Source organism: Streptomyces sp. NPDC026301, assembly GCF_055567935.1.
The window spans coordinates 278,765-294,880 of record NZ_JBVHPN010000009.1 but is presented as its reverse complement, the minus strand read 5'-3'; the positions used below and the strand labels follow the sequence as shown (position 1 = coordinate 294,880).

Below are 16,116 nucleotides of genomic sequence, written 5' to 3'. Positions count from 1 at the left end.
ACGGGGGACGTACGTCCAATGTAGGCGCGGAACGGCGTCCGGGCGCGGTGTACGGCGGGACGGAGCGGCCGGGCGGGTGTCGGGGGCCTCTTACGGCCACGGGGCGGCCACACGGGCCGTGAGGCGGCTCAGGCGCGGGCGGGGACCCCGGTGAGGGCCGTGACGACCGGATCGAGGGCCTGGTTGATCTCGTCGCCGATGGAGCGGAAGAACGTGATGGGCGCGCCGTAGGGGTCGTGCACCTCGTCGGCCTCGGCGTTCGGCGCGAGCAGCCAGCCGCGCAGCGCGGCGGCCGCGCCGACCAGGGCGCGGGCACGGGTCACCAGGCCGCCGTCCGGCAGCGCCGGATCCGGCCCGGGCAGGGTGGCCGGGTCTATGGCCTTCACCAGCCGGTTGAACTCCTTGAGGGTGAAGGTGCGCAGGCCCGCGGAGTGGCCCATGGAGATGACCTGGGCGCGGTGGTCGCGGGTGGCGGTCAGGACCAGGTCGGCGCGGATCACGTGCTCGTCCAGCAGCTCGCGGCCGAGGAAGCCGGCCGCGTCGGCGCCGTAGTCGGCCAGGACGGTGGCGGCGTGGGTCTCCATCGGGGCGCCCTCGTGGCCCCAGGTGCCGGCGCTCTCCACCACGATCCCGCTGGTCAGCTCGGTACCGAGTCTGCGTTGCAGGCCATGGCGGTGCAGCCGCTCGGTGATCGGCGAGCGGCAGACGTTGCCGGTGCTGACGTGGAGGATGCGGAAGGTGTAGTCGTCCTGCGTTCCCGCTATGCCACGCCCCTGCGGGGCCATCAATTGGCCACCTCGAGCTCGGGTACGACCTTGCGGAGCTCGTCGGCGTCGAGGGCGCCGGCCCGCAGCAGCCGCGGGACCTTGCCCGTGACGTCGACGATGGAGGACGGCACGGCGGCGGGGGTGGGCCCGCCGTCGAGGTACACCGAGACGGAGTCGCCCAGCATGTCCTGGGCCGCGTCGCAGTCCTGCGGCGAGGGGTGTCCGGTGAGGTTGGCGCTGGAGACGGCCATCGGGCCGAACTCGGTCAGCAGCTCGATGGCCACGGGGTGCAGCGGCATCCGCACGGCCACCGTGCCGCGGGTCTCGCCGAGGTCCCAGGTGAGCGAGGGCTGGTGCCGCGCGACCAGGGTCAGCGCGCCCGGCCAGAAGGCGTCCACCAGCTCCCACGCCTGCTCGGAGAAGTCCGTGACCAGGCCGTGCAGGGTGTTCGGCGAGCCGACCAGGACCGGCGAGGGCATGTTGCGGCCGCGGCCCTTGGCCTCCAGCAGGTCGCCGACGGCCTCCGAGTTGAAGGCGTCGGCGCCGATCCCGTAGACGGTGTCGGTCGGCAGCACGACCAGCTCCCCGCGCCGGACCGCCGAGGCGGCCTCGCGCAGGCCGGTCGCGCGGTCGGTCGCGTCGCTGCAGTCGTATCGCCGTGCCATTAGCGGGCCTCCTGGTGCGGAACGGTGGTAGGGGTGGAGCGGCGGCGCCCGGCGGCGGCCGGTGCCCGGTCGGGAACTGCGGGTCCGGTCACGGCGTCGCCCTGCGGGCGGTCGCGAAGCGCGGCCGGTTGTTCAGGTCGGGGTGGTCGGCCGCGTCCGCCCAGCCCCGCTCCTCCGTGAAGATCCACGGCACCTGGCCGCCCTGGGTGTCGGCGTGCTCGATCACGACGACACCGCCGGGCCGCAGCAGGCGGTGTGCCGTGCGTTCGATGCCCCGGATCGTGTCCAGGCCGTCCTCGCCGGAGAAGAGCGCGAGCTCGGGGTCGTGGTCGCGGGCCTCCGGTGCGACGTGCTCCCACTCGGTCAGCGGGATGTACGGCGGGTTCGAGACGACCAGGTCGACCTGGCCGTCCAGCTCGGGCAGCGCGGTCAGCGCGTCTCCCTGGTGAAGAACGACGCGGGACCCCTCGACGTTCTTGCGTGTCCACACCAGGGCGTCCTCGGACAGCTCCACGGCGTGCACCCGGGACCGGGGCACCTCCTGCGCGAGCGCGAGCGCGATGGCGCCGGAACCCGTGCACAGGTCGACGATGAGCGGCTCGACGACGTCCATCGCGCGCACCGCGTCTATCGCCCAGCCCACCACGGACTCGGTCTCCGGGCGGGGCACGAACACCCCGGGGCCGACGTGCAGTTCGAGGTACCGGAAGAACGCGCGTCCGGTGATGTGCTGGAGCGGCTCGCGGGCCTCGCGGCGGGCGATCGCCTCCCAGTACCGGGCGTCGAAGTCCGCGTCACCCACCGTATGCAGCTGGGACCGCTTCACGCCGTGCACGTGGGCCGCGAGCTCCTCGGCGTCGAAGCGCGGCGAGGGCACGCCCGCGTCGGCCAGCCGCTGGGTCGCCTGGGCCACCTCGGCGAGCAGCACGGACCGGGCGTTCGGCCCGCGGCCGGGCCGCTGAGGGGTGCCGTGTCCCCCGGGAGACTGCTGCACTGGTCCTCCAGCCGGTACGTACTTCGGTCGTGCGGTGTGTCGGAGCGGGCGTGGGCCCGCCGCGGGGCTTACTGGGCAGCGGCGAGCTTGGCCGCCGAGTCGGCGTCCACGCACGCCTGGATGACCGGGTCGAGCTCGCCGTCGAGCACCTGGTCCAAGTTGTACGCCTTGAAGCCCACCCGGTGGTCGGAGATCCGGTTTTCCGGAAAGTTGTACGTCCGGATCCGCTCGGAGCGGTCGACCGTACGGACCTGGCTGCGCCGGGCGTCCGACGCCTCGCGCTCGGCCTCCTCCTGGGCGGCGGCCAGCAGCCGGGACCGCAGGATGCGCATGGCCTGCTCCTTGTTCTGGAGCTGGCTCTTCTCGTTCTGGCAGGAGACGACGATGCCGGTGGGCAGGTGGGTGATGCGCACGGCGGAGTCGGTGGTGTTGACCGACTGGCCGCCGGGGCCCGAGGAGCGGTAGACGTCGATCCGCAGGTCGTTCGGGCCGATCTCGACCTCGACCTCCTCGGCCTCGGGCGTGACGAGCACGCCGGCGGCGGAGGTGTGGATGCGGCCCTGCGACTCGGTCGCGGGCACGCGCTGCACGCGGTGCACGCCGCCCTCGTACTTCATGCGGGCCCACACGCCCTGGCCGGGCTCGGTGCGGCCCTTGACCTTCACGGCGACCTGGACGTCCTTGTAGCCGCCGAGGTCGGACTCGTTGGCCTCCAGGATCTCGGTCTTCCAGCCGACCCGCTCGGCGTAGCGCAGGTACATCCGCAGCAGGTCGCCGGCGAACAGCGCGGACTCCTCGCCGCCCTCGCCGGCCTTGACCTCGAGGATGACGTCCTTGTCGTCGCTGGGGTCACGCGGTACGAGCAGCAGCCGGAGCTTGTCCGTGAGCTGCTCGCGGCGGACCTCGCCCTCCTTCACCTCGTCGGCGAAATCGGGGTCGTCGGCGACCAGTTCCCGGGCCGTCTCGATGTCCTCGCCGGTCTGCTTCCAGGCGCGGTACGTGGCGATGATCGGGGTCAGTTCGGCGTAACGCTTGTTGAGCCGCATCGCCTCGCGCTGGTCGGCGTGGACCGCGGGGTCGGCGAGCCGCTTCTCGAGGTCGGCGTGTTCGCCGATCAGTTCCTCGACCGCCTCGAACATCGTGGTGTTCCTCTGCTGGCTGGGATTTACCGGGGGTGCCCGCGGCCGGCGGGCCGGCGGGCCAAGGACGGCAAAACGCCGGTCCGGTCGCCCCTGCGCGGGGCGACCGAGAACCGGCGCCTTGTGGGTCGCTACTTCTTGGCGGACCCAGCAGCCTTGCCGAAGCGGGCCTCGAAGCGGGCCACGCGGCCACCGGTGTCGAGGATCTTCTGCTTGCCCGTGTAGAACGGGTGGCACTCGGAGCAGACGTCGGCGCGGATGGCGCCGCCTGCAACGGTGCTACGGGTGGTGAACGAGGCGCCACAGGTGCAGCTGACCTGGGTCTCGACGTACTCCGGGTGGATGTCGCGCTTCAAGGGATTCTCCTAGTGTTTCGGGAGGGCACCGGGTCGTGCTCGCGGGTTGCGTCACGTGAACCGGGGCCGACGGTCCAGTTTGCCAGTACTGGCCGCATCTCCCCAAACCGGGGGGCGCCTCCCGTTATTCCCGGCCCGTGTGCGGGCCGGGCAACGGGGCCGCCTCGTTCACCGTACGTAGTTGCTCGTGCCGCCCTTGTCGCCGGCCGAGTCCTTCAGTGCCGACTTCGGGATGGCCTTGTCCGCCCGCAGCGCCTTCCAGACCTGCTTGTTCGCGGCCTCCAGCGGCAGCACCCGGTTCGGGTTCTGCGGGTCGTAGGTCACCGGCAGCGTGGCCATGTTGATGTGGTCCGAGCCGATGCCGCCGACGCTCTTGGCCAGGCCGACCAGCGAGTTCACCGAGTTCAGCCGGGTGTCGGTGGTGATCGCCTTGGTGGCGGTGTCCCCGATGTCGTAGAGCTTGGCCGGGTTGGACAGCACGCCGAGCTGCTTGAACTGGTCCATCAGCGCCTTGATGAAGGTCTGCTGCAGCTGGATGCGGCCCAGGTCACTGCCGTCGCCGCCGGGCACGCCGTGCCGGGTGCGGACCAGACCGAGGGCCTGCTCGCCGTCCAGCTTGTGCGTACCGGGGTCCAGGTCGAGGTGGCTGTCCGGGTCGTGGATGGGCTTCGTCGTGGTGATGTCGACGCCGCCGAGGGCGGTGATCAGCTTCTTGAAGCCGCTGAAGTCGACCTCGACGAAATGGTCCATACGGATGCCGCTCATGGACTCCACCGTCTTGACGGCACAGGCCGGGCCGCCGACCTCGTACGCGGTGTTGAACATGACGTGCTGCGCCGCCGGGGTCTGCTGCCCGTCCTTGGTGCACGAGGGCCGCGAGATCAGGGTGTCCCGCGGGATGCTCACCACGCTGGCCTTCTTGTGGCCCTTGTAGACGTGCACGACCATCGCGGTGTCGGAGCGGGCGCCGCCGCCGTCCGAGCCGTACTTGGCGTTGTCCCCGGCCCGGGAGTCCGAGCCGAGCACCAGGATGTCCATCGAGCCGTTGTCGACGTTGTCCGGGCGGTCCGCACCCAGCGCCGCGTCGATGTCGACGCCCTTGAGGTTGCCGTTGAGCTGGTAGTAGACGAATCCGAGCCCCGCGCCGCCCAGCAGCACACAGCTCACCAGTGCGCACAGTGTGATCGTCAGCGCCCTGCGGCGCCTCGTGGGTCCCTTGCGCCGGCGGCCGGTGGCGCGTATGCCGCCGGAACGGCTCGCGGCCGTCCGCCCGGCCCTGCTGCTGTCCGCCATCTGCTCCTCAGTCCTCTTGCTCGGCCGGCCTCGCCGTCCCCGGCTGTCACGTCCTCTCACCGGTGGTGGTCTCGCACCCCTTCAGACGGGAGGCATCCGGGAAGGGTTGCACAGACGGCGGGGCGGGCCGGGCTGCGCCGGCCGGGCGTGCCGGACCCGCCGTACGGCCGTTCGCACCTCGCTCACCAGGGCTTTCGCCCGGCGCGGCGGTCGCGCAACGGGACGTAACCGGACTTTAGGTCTGTGCGGAAGGTCTCAAGAGGGGGCCTTCGGAGCGCGGAATGCGTCACACCATTTTCACGGCGCGGCCGCCCGGTCGTGGTACGACGCAGCCGCGGCACGACGAACCCGCGGTACGACGAAGCCCTCCCCGTCACCGGAGTGACGGGGAGGGCTCTCGCTGACGGCGCGCGGCCGCCGGGCGGCGTCAGTCGTTGCCGTTGCCCGGGGTCGGCGTCGTCTTCTGGATCTGCAGCAGGAACTCCGCGTTGGACTTCGTCTGCTTCATCTTGTCCAGCAGCAGCTCGATGGCCTGCTGCTGGTCCAGGGCGTGCAGCACCCGGCGCAGCTTCCACACGACCGCCAGCTCGTCGCTGGACATGAGGATCTCTTCCTTACGCGTACCGGACGCGTCCACGTCCACCGCGGGGAAGATGCGCTTGTCCGCGAGCTTCCGGTCGAGCTTGAGCTCCATGTTGCCGGTGCCCTTGAACTCCTCGAAGATCACCTCGTCCATCCGCGAGCCGGTCTCGACCAGCGCGGTGGCCAGGATGGTCAGCGAGCCGCCGTCCTCGATGTTGCGCGCGGCACCGAAGAAGCGCTTCGGCGGGTACAGCGCGGTCGAGTCGACACCACCGGACAGGATGCGGCCGGAGGCGGGCGCCGCGAGGTTGTACGCGCGGCCCAGGCGGGTGATGGAGTCCAGCAGGACGACGACGTCGTGGCCCAGCTCCACCAGCCGCTTGGCGCGCTCGATGGCGAGCTCGGCGACGGTGGTGTGGTCCTCGGCCGGGCGGTCGAAGGTCGAGGAGATGACCTCGCCCTTGACCGACCGCTGCATGTCGGTGACCTCTTCCGGACGCTCGTCGACCAGGACGACCATCAGGTGGCACTCGGGGTTGTTGCGGGTGATCGCGTTGGCGACCGCCTGCATGATCATGGTCTTACCGGTCTTCGGCGGGGCCACGATCAGACCGCGCTGGCCCTTGCCGATCGGCGACACGAGGTCGATGATCCGCGTGGTCAGCTGGCCGGCCTCGCCCTCCAGGCGGAGCCGGTCCTGCGGGTACAGCGGCGTCAGCTTGCCGAACTCCGGGCGGCCGCGGCCCTGTTCGGGGGCGACGGAGTTGACCGAGTCCAGACGCACCAGCGCGTTGAACTTCTCGCGGCGCTCGCCCTCGCGGGGCTGGCGGACCGCGCCGGTGACGTGGTCGCCCTTGCGCAGGCCGTTCTTGCGGACCTGGGCGAGGGAGACGTACACATCGTTCGGACCGGGCAGGTAGCCGGAGGTCCGGATGAAGGCGTAGTTGTCGAGGATGTCCAGGATGCCCGCGACGGGGATCAGGACGTCGTCCTCGGCGACCTGCGGCTCGGCACCGAAGTCGTCGCGGCCACGGCGGCCACGGCGGTCCCGGTAACGGCCCCGGCGCCCGCGACGGCCGCCGCTCTCGTCGTCGAACTCGTCCTGACGGCCGCCCTGCTGGCGGTTTCCGCCACCCTGCTGGCCACCGCCCTGCTGACCGCCGCCCTGCTGGCCGCCGGCGTCGTTGCCGTCGTTCTTGCGGCGGTCGCGGCCGCCGCGGCGGTCGCCCTTCTGGCCGCGGTCCTGACGGTCGCCGCGGTCCTGGCGGTCACCACGGTCCTGGCGGTCACCGCGCTCCTGGCGGTCGCCGCGGTCCTGACGGTCCCCGCGGTCCTTGCGGCCCTCGCCGTCCTGGCCGGAGTCGGCCTTCTGGCCGTCCTTGACCTCGGTCTTCTGCTCGGCCTTGGCCTCGCCTGCGGCGGACTCGGGGCTCCCCGCCGCGGCGGTGGCGCGGCGCCGGCGGCGCTCGCCGGCCGGCTGCTCGTCGCCGGCGCCCTGGCCGGGGATCTCGATCTGCTGCTGGCCGGCGGTGTCCGCGGCCTTCTCCGCCTTCTCGGCCTTGGCGGGCTTCTCGGCGGTCTTCTCGGCCGCCGCGTCGCCGGTACGGGCCTTGGAGGTGGCTCGGCGCTTGGGCTTCGCCTCTGCGGGCGCGTCCGCAGGCGCCTCGGCGGCCTTGGCCGCACCGGCACCGCCGGCGCCCTGCTTCTCCTTGATGACCTCGATGAGCTGGCTCTTGCGCATCCGCGCAGTGCCCTTGATGCCGAGGCCGGAGGCTACCTGCTGCAGCTCGGCCAGGACCATGCCCTCGAGGCCGGTGCCGGAACGGCGTCGCCGCGAGGCACCAGTGGCGGCCCCGGTGGCAGGCGCGGCGGGAGCGTCCGTGGCGGGCGCTGCGGCACTGCCATCGGTGCGTACGCCCATCAGATCGGTGGTGTCGCTCACGAAGGGTCCTTCCCTGGAGCGGGCGTCGGCCTGTCTGGCTCGGCGACCGGTTGTGCTGTCCGACCGCGGTCCCTCGACGTTCACGGACCGGGCCGGGGCGGTGGTCCCGCCGAATTCGGCGGAGAGATCAGTTCATGATTCCGACGCGAAAGATGCTGCGCATTCATGCAGGTCACGCTTCATGCACATCACGCCGATTTTCCGGAGCGTGCTCGCTGCTGCTTTAGGTCTTTACTCCAAGCAGATTGGGAGGCTCCCGGAAGAAAAGTGGTCCCGACTGGGGACACGAAGCACCACGCCATTGCGGCGTCGGGTACTCACTTGAGGTTAACACTACCGGATCCAACAAACATTCCCCCTCTCTCAGACCGGCAATCCGTCGGTCACCCCGCGAGCGGCAGGACGCTCGTCCCCGCCGCGTCGAGGGACAGCCGGTTGGCCGCCCATCCCTCGCCCGCCAGGCGCGCGACCTTGTCGGCCGCTCCCTCCTCGACCAGCGCGAGCACCGTCGGGCCCGCGCCGGAGACAACCGCGGGGACACCGTCCGCGCGCAGTCGGTTCACCAGGGCGATGCTCTCCGGCATGGCCGGCGCGCGGTACTCCTGGTGAAGTCGGTCCTCGGTCGCCGCCAGCAGCAGCTCGGGGCGCCTGGTCAGGGCCTCGACGAGCAGCGCTGCGCGACCGGCGTTCGCCGCCGCGTCCCCGTGCGGCACGGTGCGCGGCAGCAGGCCGCGCGCGGTCTCGGTGAGCACCGGCTTGCCGGGCACGAAAACCACCGGAACGACGGAACGGGCGGGCTCCATCCTGATGGCACGCGCCGCACCGGCGTCCATCCAGGACAGCGTGAATCCGCCCAGCAGACAGGCGGCGACATTGTCGGGGTGGCCCTCGATCTCGGTGGCCAGTTCCAGCAGCGCGGCGTCGTCGAGCTTCTGCTCGCCGCCTATGGTCACCGCCCGGGCGGCGACGATGCCGGCGCAGATGGCCGCGGAGGAGGAGCCCAGGCCCCGGCCGTGCGGGATGCGGTTGGCGCACACGACCTCGAGACCGCGCGGCTGCCCGCCCAGCAGGTCGAACGCGGTACGCAGGGACCGTACGAGCAGGTGGCTCTCGTCGCGCGGCAGGGTCTCGGCACCCTCACCCGCGATGTCGATGTGCAGTCCGGAGTCGGCGACGCGTACTACGACGTCGTCGTACAGACCCAGGGACAGGCCGAGGGCGTCGAAGCCGGGACCGAGATTGGCGCTGGTGGCGGGGGTGCGCACCCGGACGGCGGCGGCGCGGAACGCTGGACCGGCCATCGCTCGATGACTCTCCTTGATGTGAAACTGCGGTACTGCCCCTGAGTGCCGCGGTACCGAGGCACCTGATCGGCTCATGGGGTCCGTTCTGACCTGCCCTGCACACCACTGCACTATGCCGCGGGGAGGGGAGTTGGCTGCCAGCCTATCGAAGGAAGGTTCAGTGGCGACATAGGGCGCACGGGAGGCGCACGATGCGTGTCGCGCGCCCTCTCATGCCACATCACTCACTTTGCAGCCTTTGCAGGGTTTGCCCTGTGGGGCGGAACGGGACCGGTGCGACAGCCGCGCCGGTCCCGCGAGACCCGTTCCGACCGGTTCTTTCCGGCCGAATTTTTGTCCTGGACCCGGCGGGCCCGGACGCCCGGCCTACGCCAGGCCGAGACGCTCGGCTGCGGCGTCCGCATCGACCGGGACCGTCACCGGCTGCGGCGCGCCGGCCACCGCCCAGTCCGGGTCCTTCAGGCCGTTGCCGGTCACCGTGCAGACGATCTTCTGACCCGGGTCGACCTTGCCCTCTTCGGCGGCCTTGAGCAGACCGGCCACCGAAGCGGCCGAGGCCGGCTCCACGAAGACGCCCTCCTGCGAGGCCAGCAGCCGGTAGGCGGCCAGGATCTGACGGTCGGTCACCTCGTCGATGGCGCCGCCCGACTCGTCCCGCGCGGCCTCCGCGAAGGACCAGGAGGCCGGGTTGCCGATCCGGATCGCGGTGGCGATCGTGCTCGGGTCCTTGACCACCTCGCCGCGCACGATCGGCGCGCTGCCGGACGCCTGGAAGCCCCACATGCGCGGGGTGCGCGAGGCGATGCTGTCCGCCGCGTACTCCTTGTAGCCCTTCCAGTACGCGGTGATGTTGCCCGCGTTGCCGACCGGCAGCACGTGGATGTCGGGCGCGTCGCCCAGCATGTCCACGATCTCGAACGCCGCGGTCTTCTGACCCTCGATGCGCACCGGGTTCACGGAGTTCACAAGTGCGACCGGGTACTTCTCCGAAAGGCTGCGCGCGAGCGTCAGACAGTCGTCGAAATTCCCGTCGACCTGGAGAATCTTCGCCCCGTGCACCAGGGCCTGGCCCATCTTGCCCAGCGCGATCTTGCCCTGCGGAACCAGGACGGCGGAGACCATCTGGGCACGCACGGCATAAGCCGCGGCGGAGGCCGAAGTGTTGCCCGTCGACGCGCAGATGACGGCCTTGGCACCCTCCTCCTTGGCCCGGGTGATGGCCATCGTCATGCCGCGGTCCTTGAACGAACCGGTGGGGTTGGCACCCTCGACCTTGAGGTGCACCTCGCAGCCGGTGCGCTCGGAGAGCACCTGCGCCGGCACGAGAGGCGTACCGCCCTCGCGCAGGGTGACGACCTCGGTCGTGTCCTTGACCGGCAGGCGGTCGCGGTACTCCTCGATGATGCCGCGCCACTGATGAGTGGTACCGGCGCTCGTATTGGCAGACATGGGTTCCTTTACTCCCCTTCGACCCGCATGATGCTGGCGACGCCCCGGACGGTGTCCAGCTTGCGCAGCGCCTCGACAGTCGAGGACAGCGCGGCGTCGGCCGCGCGGTGGGTGACGACGACGAGGGACGCCTCGCCGTCCTTGCCCTGTTGACGGACCGTATCGATCGATACGCCGTGCTCGGCGAAGACCATGGCGACCTGGGCCAGGACGCCGGGTTTGTCGGCCACGTCGAGGCTGATGTGGTAGCGGGTGACGACCTCGCCCATGGGGCTGACCGGCAGCTGCGTGTACGCGGACTCGCCGGGCCCGGTGGCCTCGCTGAGCTTGTTGCGGCACACGGCGACCAGGTCGCCCAGTACGGCCGAGGCGGTCGGCGAGCCGCCCGCGCCCGGACCGTAGAACATCAGCTGCCCGGCCGCGTCCGACTCCACGAAGACGGCGTTGTACGCCTCGCGGACGGAGGCCAGCGGGTGGGTCAGCGGAATCATCGCCGGGTGGACCCGCGCGGTGACCGACTCGCCGTCCGCGGCGCGCTCGCAGATCGCGAGCAGCTTGACCGTGCAGCCCATGCGCTTGGCGGAGGCGATGTCCGCGGCGGTGACCTCGGTGATCCCCTCCCGGTGCACATCGTCGATGGTCACCCGGGTGTGGAAGGCGATGCCCGCCAGGATCGCGGCCTTGGCCGCGGCGTCGAAGCCCTCGACGTCGGCGGTCGGGTCGGCCTCGGCGTACCCGAGCGCGGTGGCCTCGTCCAGCGCCTCGCTGTAGCCCGCCCCGCTGGTGTCCATCTTGTCGAGGATGAAGTTGGTCGTCCCGTTCACGATGCCGAGCACCCGGTTGACCTTGTCCCCGGCCATCGACTCGCGGAGCGGCCTGACCAGCGGGATCGCGCCCGCCACCGCGGCCTCGTAGTACAGGTCGGCGCCGTGCGCCTCGGCGGCGGCGTGCAGCGCGGCACCATCGGCGGCGACCAGCGCCTTGTTCGCGGAGACGACGCTCGCGCCCTGCTCGAACGCGGTCGTGATCAGCTTCCGCGCGGGCTCGATCCCACCGATGACCTCGATGACGACATCAATGTCGCCGCGCTTGACCAGCGCGGTCGCGTCGGTGGTGATCAGCTCGGCCGGCACGCCCTCGCGCACCCGGTCGGGACGGCGCACCGCGATGCCCGCGAGCTCCACGGGCGCGCCGATGCGCGCGGCGAGGTCGTCCGCGTGCGTCGTCATGATGCGCGTCACCTCTGAGCCGACCACACCACAGCCCAGGAGCGCCACCTTCAGCGGACGCGTACGCATCATTCGACCTCTGCTCTTCCTCGATATGGCCACGTCGGCCATTTCCGTGTTCGCAATGGACCAGTCTCATGCACCGGACGGGAATTCCTATCCCTCGTCCAGATGCCGAGACATCTATTTCACTTATCCGACATCGAGCCGCAGGAGATCTTCCTCCGTCTCGCGCCGGACGATCACCCGGGCCTCGCCCTGGCGCACCGCCACGACCGGCGGCCGCAGCGCGTGGTTGTAGTTGCTGGCCATCGACCGGCAGTACGCACCGGTCGCGGGCACCGCCAGCAGGTCACCCGGCGCGACGTCCGACGGCAGGAACGCGTCCCGCACGACGATGTCGCCGCTCTCGCAGTGCTTGCCGACCACCCGCGAGAGCATCGGCGCGGCGTCCGAAGTCCGCGAGACCAGCGCCACGCTGTACTCCGCGTCGTACAGCGCCGTACGGATATTGTCCGACATCCCGCCGTCGACGCTCACGTAGGTCCGCAGGCCCTCCAGCTCCTTGACCGTGCCGACCTCGTACAGCGTGAACGCGGTCGGGCCCACGATGGCGCGGCCCGGCTCGACGGACAGCCGCGGTACGGCGAGCCCGGCGGCCTGGCACTCGTGCCGCACGATCTCCCCCAGCGCCTTGGCGATCTCGTGCGGCTCACGGGGGTCGTCGTCCGGGGTGTACGCGATGCCGAGCCCGCCCCCCAGGTCGATCTCCGGCAGCTCGACACCGTGCTCCTCGCGCACGTCGGCCAGCAGCTGCACCACGCGCCGCGCGGACACCTCGAACCCGGCCATGTCGAAGATCTGCGACCCGATGTGCGAGTGGATGCCGATGAGCTCCAGCCCGTCGAGCTTCAGCGCCCGGCGCACCGCCTCGGCGGCCTGCCCGTCGGCCAGCGCGATCCCGAACTTCTGGTCCTCGTGCGCGGTGGCGATGAACTCGTGCGTATGGGCTTCCACGCCCACCGTCACCCGAATCTGCACCGGCTGCCGCTTGCCGAGCTGGTCAGCGATATGAGCAACCCGAGCGATCTCCTGAAAGGAATCAAGCACAATCCGCCCGACCCCGGCCTCCACGGCCCGCCGGATCTCCTGATCACTCTTGTTGTTCCCATGCAGCGCGATCCGCTCGGCCGGCATCCCGGCCGCCAGCGCGGTGGCCAGCTCTCCCCCGGAGCAGACATCGAGGTTCAGCCCCTCTTCATGCAGCCACCGCACGATCGCCCGCGACAGGAACGCCTTGCCGGCGTAGAAGACATCGGCCTCCTCCCCGAAGGCGTCCTTCCACGCCCGGCACCGCGCCCGGAAGTCGTCCTCGTCGAGGAAGTAGGCAGGAGTGCCGAACTCTTCCTTGAGCTCGGCGACGGAGATGCCGCCGACGGTGACCACACCGTCGGCGTTCCGGCGCACGGTCCGGGACCAGACCCGGGGGTCGAGGCCGTTCAGGTCGGCGGGCGGTGCGGAGTAGTGGCCTTCGGGCAGTACGTCGGCGTGACGGGGCCCTGCGGGGTGCGCGGAACGGCTCATGGCGGTGGGAGATCCCCTCGGAAGTTCACAGATGTTCAGGTGCGGAGATGCCCAGCAGGGTCAGGCCGTTCGCGAGCACCGTACCGGCGGCCTGGGCGACGGCCAGCCGGGCGCGGTGAACGGCCATGGGTTTCTGCTCTCCGGCGGGCAGCGGCGGACAGATGGCAAGGAAACGCAGGAACGCCTCGGCGGTCACTTCCAAATGCCGCGCCAGCCGATCCGGCGCCCGCAACCGAGCTGCGGCTTCGAGCACCGCGGGGTAGGCGGCAAGTGCGGCGTGGAGGGGGGTGTGGGGGACGTCTTGGGGCCGACTTGTACGGGACGGGTCGTCGCGGACGAGCTCCGCCGGGCCGTCGACCCCCAGGTCACGGGCGTTGCGCGACACTGCGCACGTACGAGCGTACGCGTACTGCACCAGGAACCGCGGATTGTCCTCCCGCTGCACCGGCCGCTCCGGCACCCGCACATGATCGTGCGCGGCGGGGTACAACAACACCCACCGCATCTCATCCACCCCGAGCCGCGCGACCAGCTCCTCCTCGGTCGCATACCGGCCCCCCGCGTCCTTCACGGGAACGGGCCGCACGTCCTCCCCCTCGGGCGCGGTCCCCTCCCCCACCGCCTCCATGATCGCCCGCAACGCCTCGGCGACCACGACGGCACGGGGGCCGGGGGCGGGGCGGAGGTCGATGGGGGTACGGGGGTCGATGGGGGTACGGGGGTCCGCCGCGGGGCCGTCCGCGGGGGCGACGGTGGGTCCGCCCCCAGGCCCGTCCGCGGGGCCGACGGTGGGTCCGCCCCCAGGTCCGTCCGCGGGGCCGTCCGCAGGGCCAGCGGTGCGTCCGTCCGCAGGGTTGCTCCCGAGATCAGCGGTGCGTCCGCTCCCACGCACATTCCCGGGACCGGCTGTGCGTCCGGCGGTGCATCCGGCTGTGCGTCGGGGGGTGCGTCCGCTGGTGCGTCCGTACGCGGCCCCGGCCTCCAACACTTCCCGTACAACCGCGGCCGGCGCCCCGCCCCCCAACGTGATGTTCAAAAATCCAGGCCCGGCGATCTCGACCCCGGCGATACCCGGCGCGGCAGCCAGCCGCTTCCGTACGACCCCGGCCACCTCACGCGCCGGCAGCCCTGCGGCACCGGCCAGCCGCAGCGCGACATTCGTGGCGTAATCCCCGCAGCCCGGCCGCGGCGGCACCCGTACGTCGACCGTCACCGGCACGTCGGACTCGCCCAGCGGAAGCTCCCGCGCCTCGACAGCCCCGCGCACGGAGCGCAGGACGGTGCGGGAGAGCTCAGCGGGAGTCACAGGACAAGCGTATGGGAGAACCGGGGTGGGTATGCGAACGGGTTTCGCACCTCGGACACTCCCCGTACTGACTCCCGCCCTCACCCACCCCTTGCCCACGCCTCACACGCGCGTCTCATCCACTCGCACTGCCCGCCGTACCGGCCGTGTCACCCCGTAGGCCGGACGGCGGGCTCGGAATCCGGATCGGCATCGGCCGCCCCGTCCGCCGGTCCGCCTCCGGGCCCGGAGCCGCGGATCCCGCCCAACAACTGGCGCACGGTCCGTATGAGCTCGACCGGCTCGAACGGCTTGGCGAGGAACGCGTCCACCCCGACCGCTTCCCCGTTGTCCACCTCCAGCGGCGTACACGCGCTGATGATGGCGATGGGGAGCTCCCTGGTCCGCGGATCAGCACGCAGCCTCTCGGCCGTATGCAGTCCATTGAGCCGCGGCATCATGACGTCCAGCGTCACGACGTCGGGGCACACCTCGTGCACGATGTCGAGGCACTCGGCACCATCAGCCGCGGTCACGACCTCGAAGCCCTCCAGCTCGAGATTGACCCTGATCAACTGCCGGATGACCTTGTTGTCGTCGACAACAAGGACCCGGCCGGACAAGCCAGGCACATATTGAGACTAAGCGCGTGCCACCTGCTGCGTCCGGGTTTTCCCCACTTCCGCCCCGTGCGAGGGACCTTTCGCCGATCACCCGGGCCACCCCGCCCCAATGCGCTACGAGCCCCCCACCACACCCTCCCCACCTCTTCCCGCCTCTTCCCGAAACCCGTTCATGACCACCCCCTCCGAGCTGGTAGTGTTCTACCCGTCGCAAGCGCACAGCGCCCGACACGCCCCCGTAGCTCAGGGGATAGAGCAACGGCCTCCGGAGCCGTGTGCGCAGGTTCGAATCCTGCCGGGGGCACTTCGCCTGGACCAGCGTGACCAACCCGCTGACCAGCCCAAGTGCCACAAACGAAGGGCCGGACCCAGTCTCACTGGGTCCGGCCCTTCGTCATTGCTAGGTGCGGGCTGCTATAGACCTGCACCAGAATGCCAACCCCCATCGGACACTCGCGCCACGGCCGGCCTGCTCTTCACCGGCTGTGGCGTGAGCCGCGAAGACGCTGCCGACGGACTGGCACCACAGATGCGCTCCTCGTAGACACGATGGATCACCTCGGGGGAATTACCGACCCGCCGGGCAACCTCGGCTACTGACTCGCCGACGCGGCCATTTTCGTTGGCCGAGTCAGCAGCTGGGACACGACGGCGGTCGAGGCTCGAAGGGCTCCGCCTGGCCCGCACTTGGTGAGCGTTGGGCGGCCACAGCTGCCACTTCGCCGCAGGTGCGGCCTGTGGCTGCACAGGAAGCTCAGTTGCCGAGCTCATTCAAGGTCTTCCTTGAGAGCGACGAACCCGAGGTACGGGCATTCCTGTCCGTCTTCACGCCTGAAGAGCTCGCGGAGATGCAGAAGGTCGCCGACAGCCACGACGGCGCCGCCCACAGCCCCAAGGCTCTGAA

The 16,116-nt window shown here is 70.9% G+C and carries 13 protein-coding genes and 1 tRNA gene; 1 reads left to right on the top strand and 13 read right to left on the bottom strand.

What is annotated here, in order from left to right:
• Positions 1–128: 128 nt before the first annotated feature.
• The 13 genes from ACZ4MH_RS18455 to ACZ4MH_RS18395 all read right to left on the bottom strand — a co-directional run bounded on the left by ACZ4MH_RS18455 (position 129) and on the right by ACZ4MH_RS18395 (position 15,221).
• Positions 129–788 (bottom strand): arsenate reductase/protein-tyrosine-phosphatase family protein, encoded by a 660-nt coding sequence (locus ACZ4MH_RS18455; protein WP_351598227.1) that lies wholly within the window; start codon positions 786–788, stop codon positions 129–131.
• A complete protein-coding gene (locus ACZ4MH_RS18450) occupies positions 785–1,432 on the bottom strand; it encodes an L-threonylcarbamoyladenylate synthase (RefSeq protein ID WP_351598224.1) in 648 nt (215 codons plus the stop codon). The genes ACZ4MH_RS18455 and ACZ4MH_RS18450 overlap by 4 nt, the downstream gene beginning before the upstream one ends.
• Positions 1,433–1,520: 88 nt before the next feature.
• Entirely contained in the window at positions 1,521–2,360 is an 840-nt protein-coding gene (prmC, locus tag ACZ4MH_RS18445; RefSeq protein WP_351598252.1) for a peptide chain release factor N(5)-glutamine methyltransferase, read from the bottom strand.
• A 134-nt stretch (positions 2,361–2,494) separates the two neighbouring features.
• Complete coding sequence (gene prfA, locus ACZ4MH_RS18440) at positions 2,495–3,565, bottom strand: peptide chain release factor 1 (RefSeq protein WP_351598221.1); 1,071 nt, start codon at positions 3,563–3,565, stop codon at positions 2,495–2,497.
• A gap of 131 nt (positions 3,566–3,696) precedes the next feature.
• On the bottom strand, positions 3,697–3,921 hold the full coding sequence (gene rpmE, locus ACZ4MH_RS18435) for a 50S ribosomal protein L31 (protein ID WP_030258568.1): 225 nt from the start codon (positions 3,919–3,921) through the stop codon (positions 3,697–3,699).
• Between the two features lie 168 nt (positions 3,922–4,089).
• Complete coding sequence (locus tag ACZ4MH_RS18430; protein WP_351598218.1) at positions 4,090–5,214, bottom strand: LCP family protein; 1,125 nt, start codon at positions 5,212–5,214, stop codon at positions 4,090–4,092.
• A gap of 427 nt (positions 5,215–5,641) precedes the next feature.
• The gene (gene rho / locus ACZ4MH_RS18425; protein WP_351598215.1) at positions 5,642–7,738 is read right to left on the bottom strand and encodes a transcription termination factor Rho; all 2,097 of its coding nucleotides are present in this window, start codon (positions 7,736–7,738) and stop codon (positions 5,642–5,644) included.
• A gap of 383 nt (positions 7,739–8,121) precedes the next feature.
• Complete coding sequence (gene thrB, locus ACZ4MH_RS18420) at positions 8,122–9,039, bottom strand: homoserine kinase (RefSeq protein ID WP_031051838.1); 918 nt, start codon at positions 9,037–9,039, stop codon at positions 8,122–8,124.
• A gap of 369 nt (positions 9,040–9,408) precedes the next feature.
• Entirely contained in the window at positions 9,409–10,491 is a 1,083-nt protein-coding gene (gene thrC / locus ACZ4MH_RS18415) for a threonine synthase (RefSeq protein WP_351598212.1), read from the bottom strand.
• An 8-nt stretch (positions 10,492–10,499) separates the two neighbouring features.
• Complete coding sequence (locus tag ACZ4MH_RS18410; RefSeq protein WP_351598209.1) at positions 10,500–11,792, bottom strand: homoserine dehydrogenase; 1,293 nt, start codon at positions 11,790–11,792, stop codon at positions 10,500–10,502.
• A 120-nt stretch (positions 11,793–11,912) separates the two neighbouring features.
• On the bottom strand, positions 11,913–13,304 hold the full coding sequence (gene lysA / locus ACZ4MH_RS18405; RefSeq protein WP_351598206.1) for a diaminopimelate decarboxylase: 1,392 nt from the start codon (positions 13,302–13,304) through the stop codon (positions 11,913–11,915).
• Between the two features lie 25 nt (positions 13,305–13,329).
• The gene (gene nrtL, locus ACZ4MH_RS18400) at positions 13,330–14,523 is read right to left on the bottom strand and encodes an ArgS-related anticodon-binding protein NrtL (protein ID WP_351598249.1); all 1,194 of its coding nucleotides are present in this window, start codon (positions 14,521–14,523) and stop codon (positions 13,330–13,332) included.
• A gap of 236 nt (positions 14,524–14,759) precedes the next feature.
• Positions 14,760–15,221: a response regulator gene (locus ACZ4MH_RS18395; protein ID WP_351598203.1), complete on the bottom strand. Its 462-nt coding sequence runs from the start codon at positions 15,219–15,221 to the stop codon at positions 14,760–14,762.
• Between the two features lie 223 nt (positions 15,222–15,444).
• Between ACZ4MH_RS18395 and ACZ4MH_RS18390 the strand changes: the two genes are divergently transcribed.
• Positions 15,445–15,516 (top strand) — tRNA-Arg (locus tag ACZ4MH_RS18390).
• The last annotated feature ends 600 nt before the right edge of the window (positions 15,517–16,116 follow it).

Excerpts from the sequence above, each read along its gene's own strand:
- thrC (WP_351598212.1), bottom strand. The coding sequence starts at position 10,491 with ATGTCTGCCAATACGAGCGCCGGTACCACTCATCAGTGGCGCGGCATC.
- ACZ4MH_RS18430 (WP_351598218.1), bottom strand. The coding sequence starts at position 5,214 with ATGGCGGACAGCAGCAGGGCCGGGCGGACGGCCGCGAGCCGTTCCGGC.
- lysA (WP_351598206.1), bottom strand. The coding sequence starts at position 13,304 with ATGAGCCGTTCCGCGCACCCCGCAGGGCCCCGTCACGCCGACGTACTG.
- thrB (WP_031051838.1), bottom strand. The coding sequence starts at position 9,039 with ATGGCCGGTCCAGCGTTCCGCGCCGCCGCCGTCCGGGTGCGCACCCCC.
- ACZ4MH_RS18410 (WP_351598209.1), bottom strand. The coding sequence starts at position 11,792 with ATGATGCGTACGCGTCCGCTGAAGGTGGCGCTCCTGGGCTGTGGTGTG.
- ACZ4MH_RS18450 (WP_351598224.1), bottom strand. The coding sequence starts at position 1,432 with ATGGCACGGCGATACGACTGCAGCGACGCGACCGACCGCGCGACCGGC.
- prfA (WP_351598221.1), bottom strand. The coding sequence starts at position 3,565 with ATGTTCGAGGCGGTCGAGGAACTGATCGGCGAACACGCCGACCTCGAG.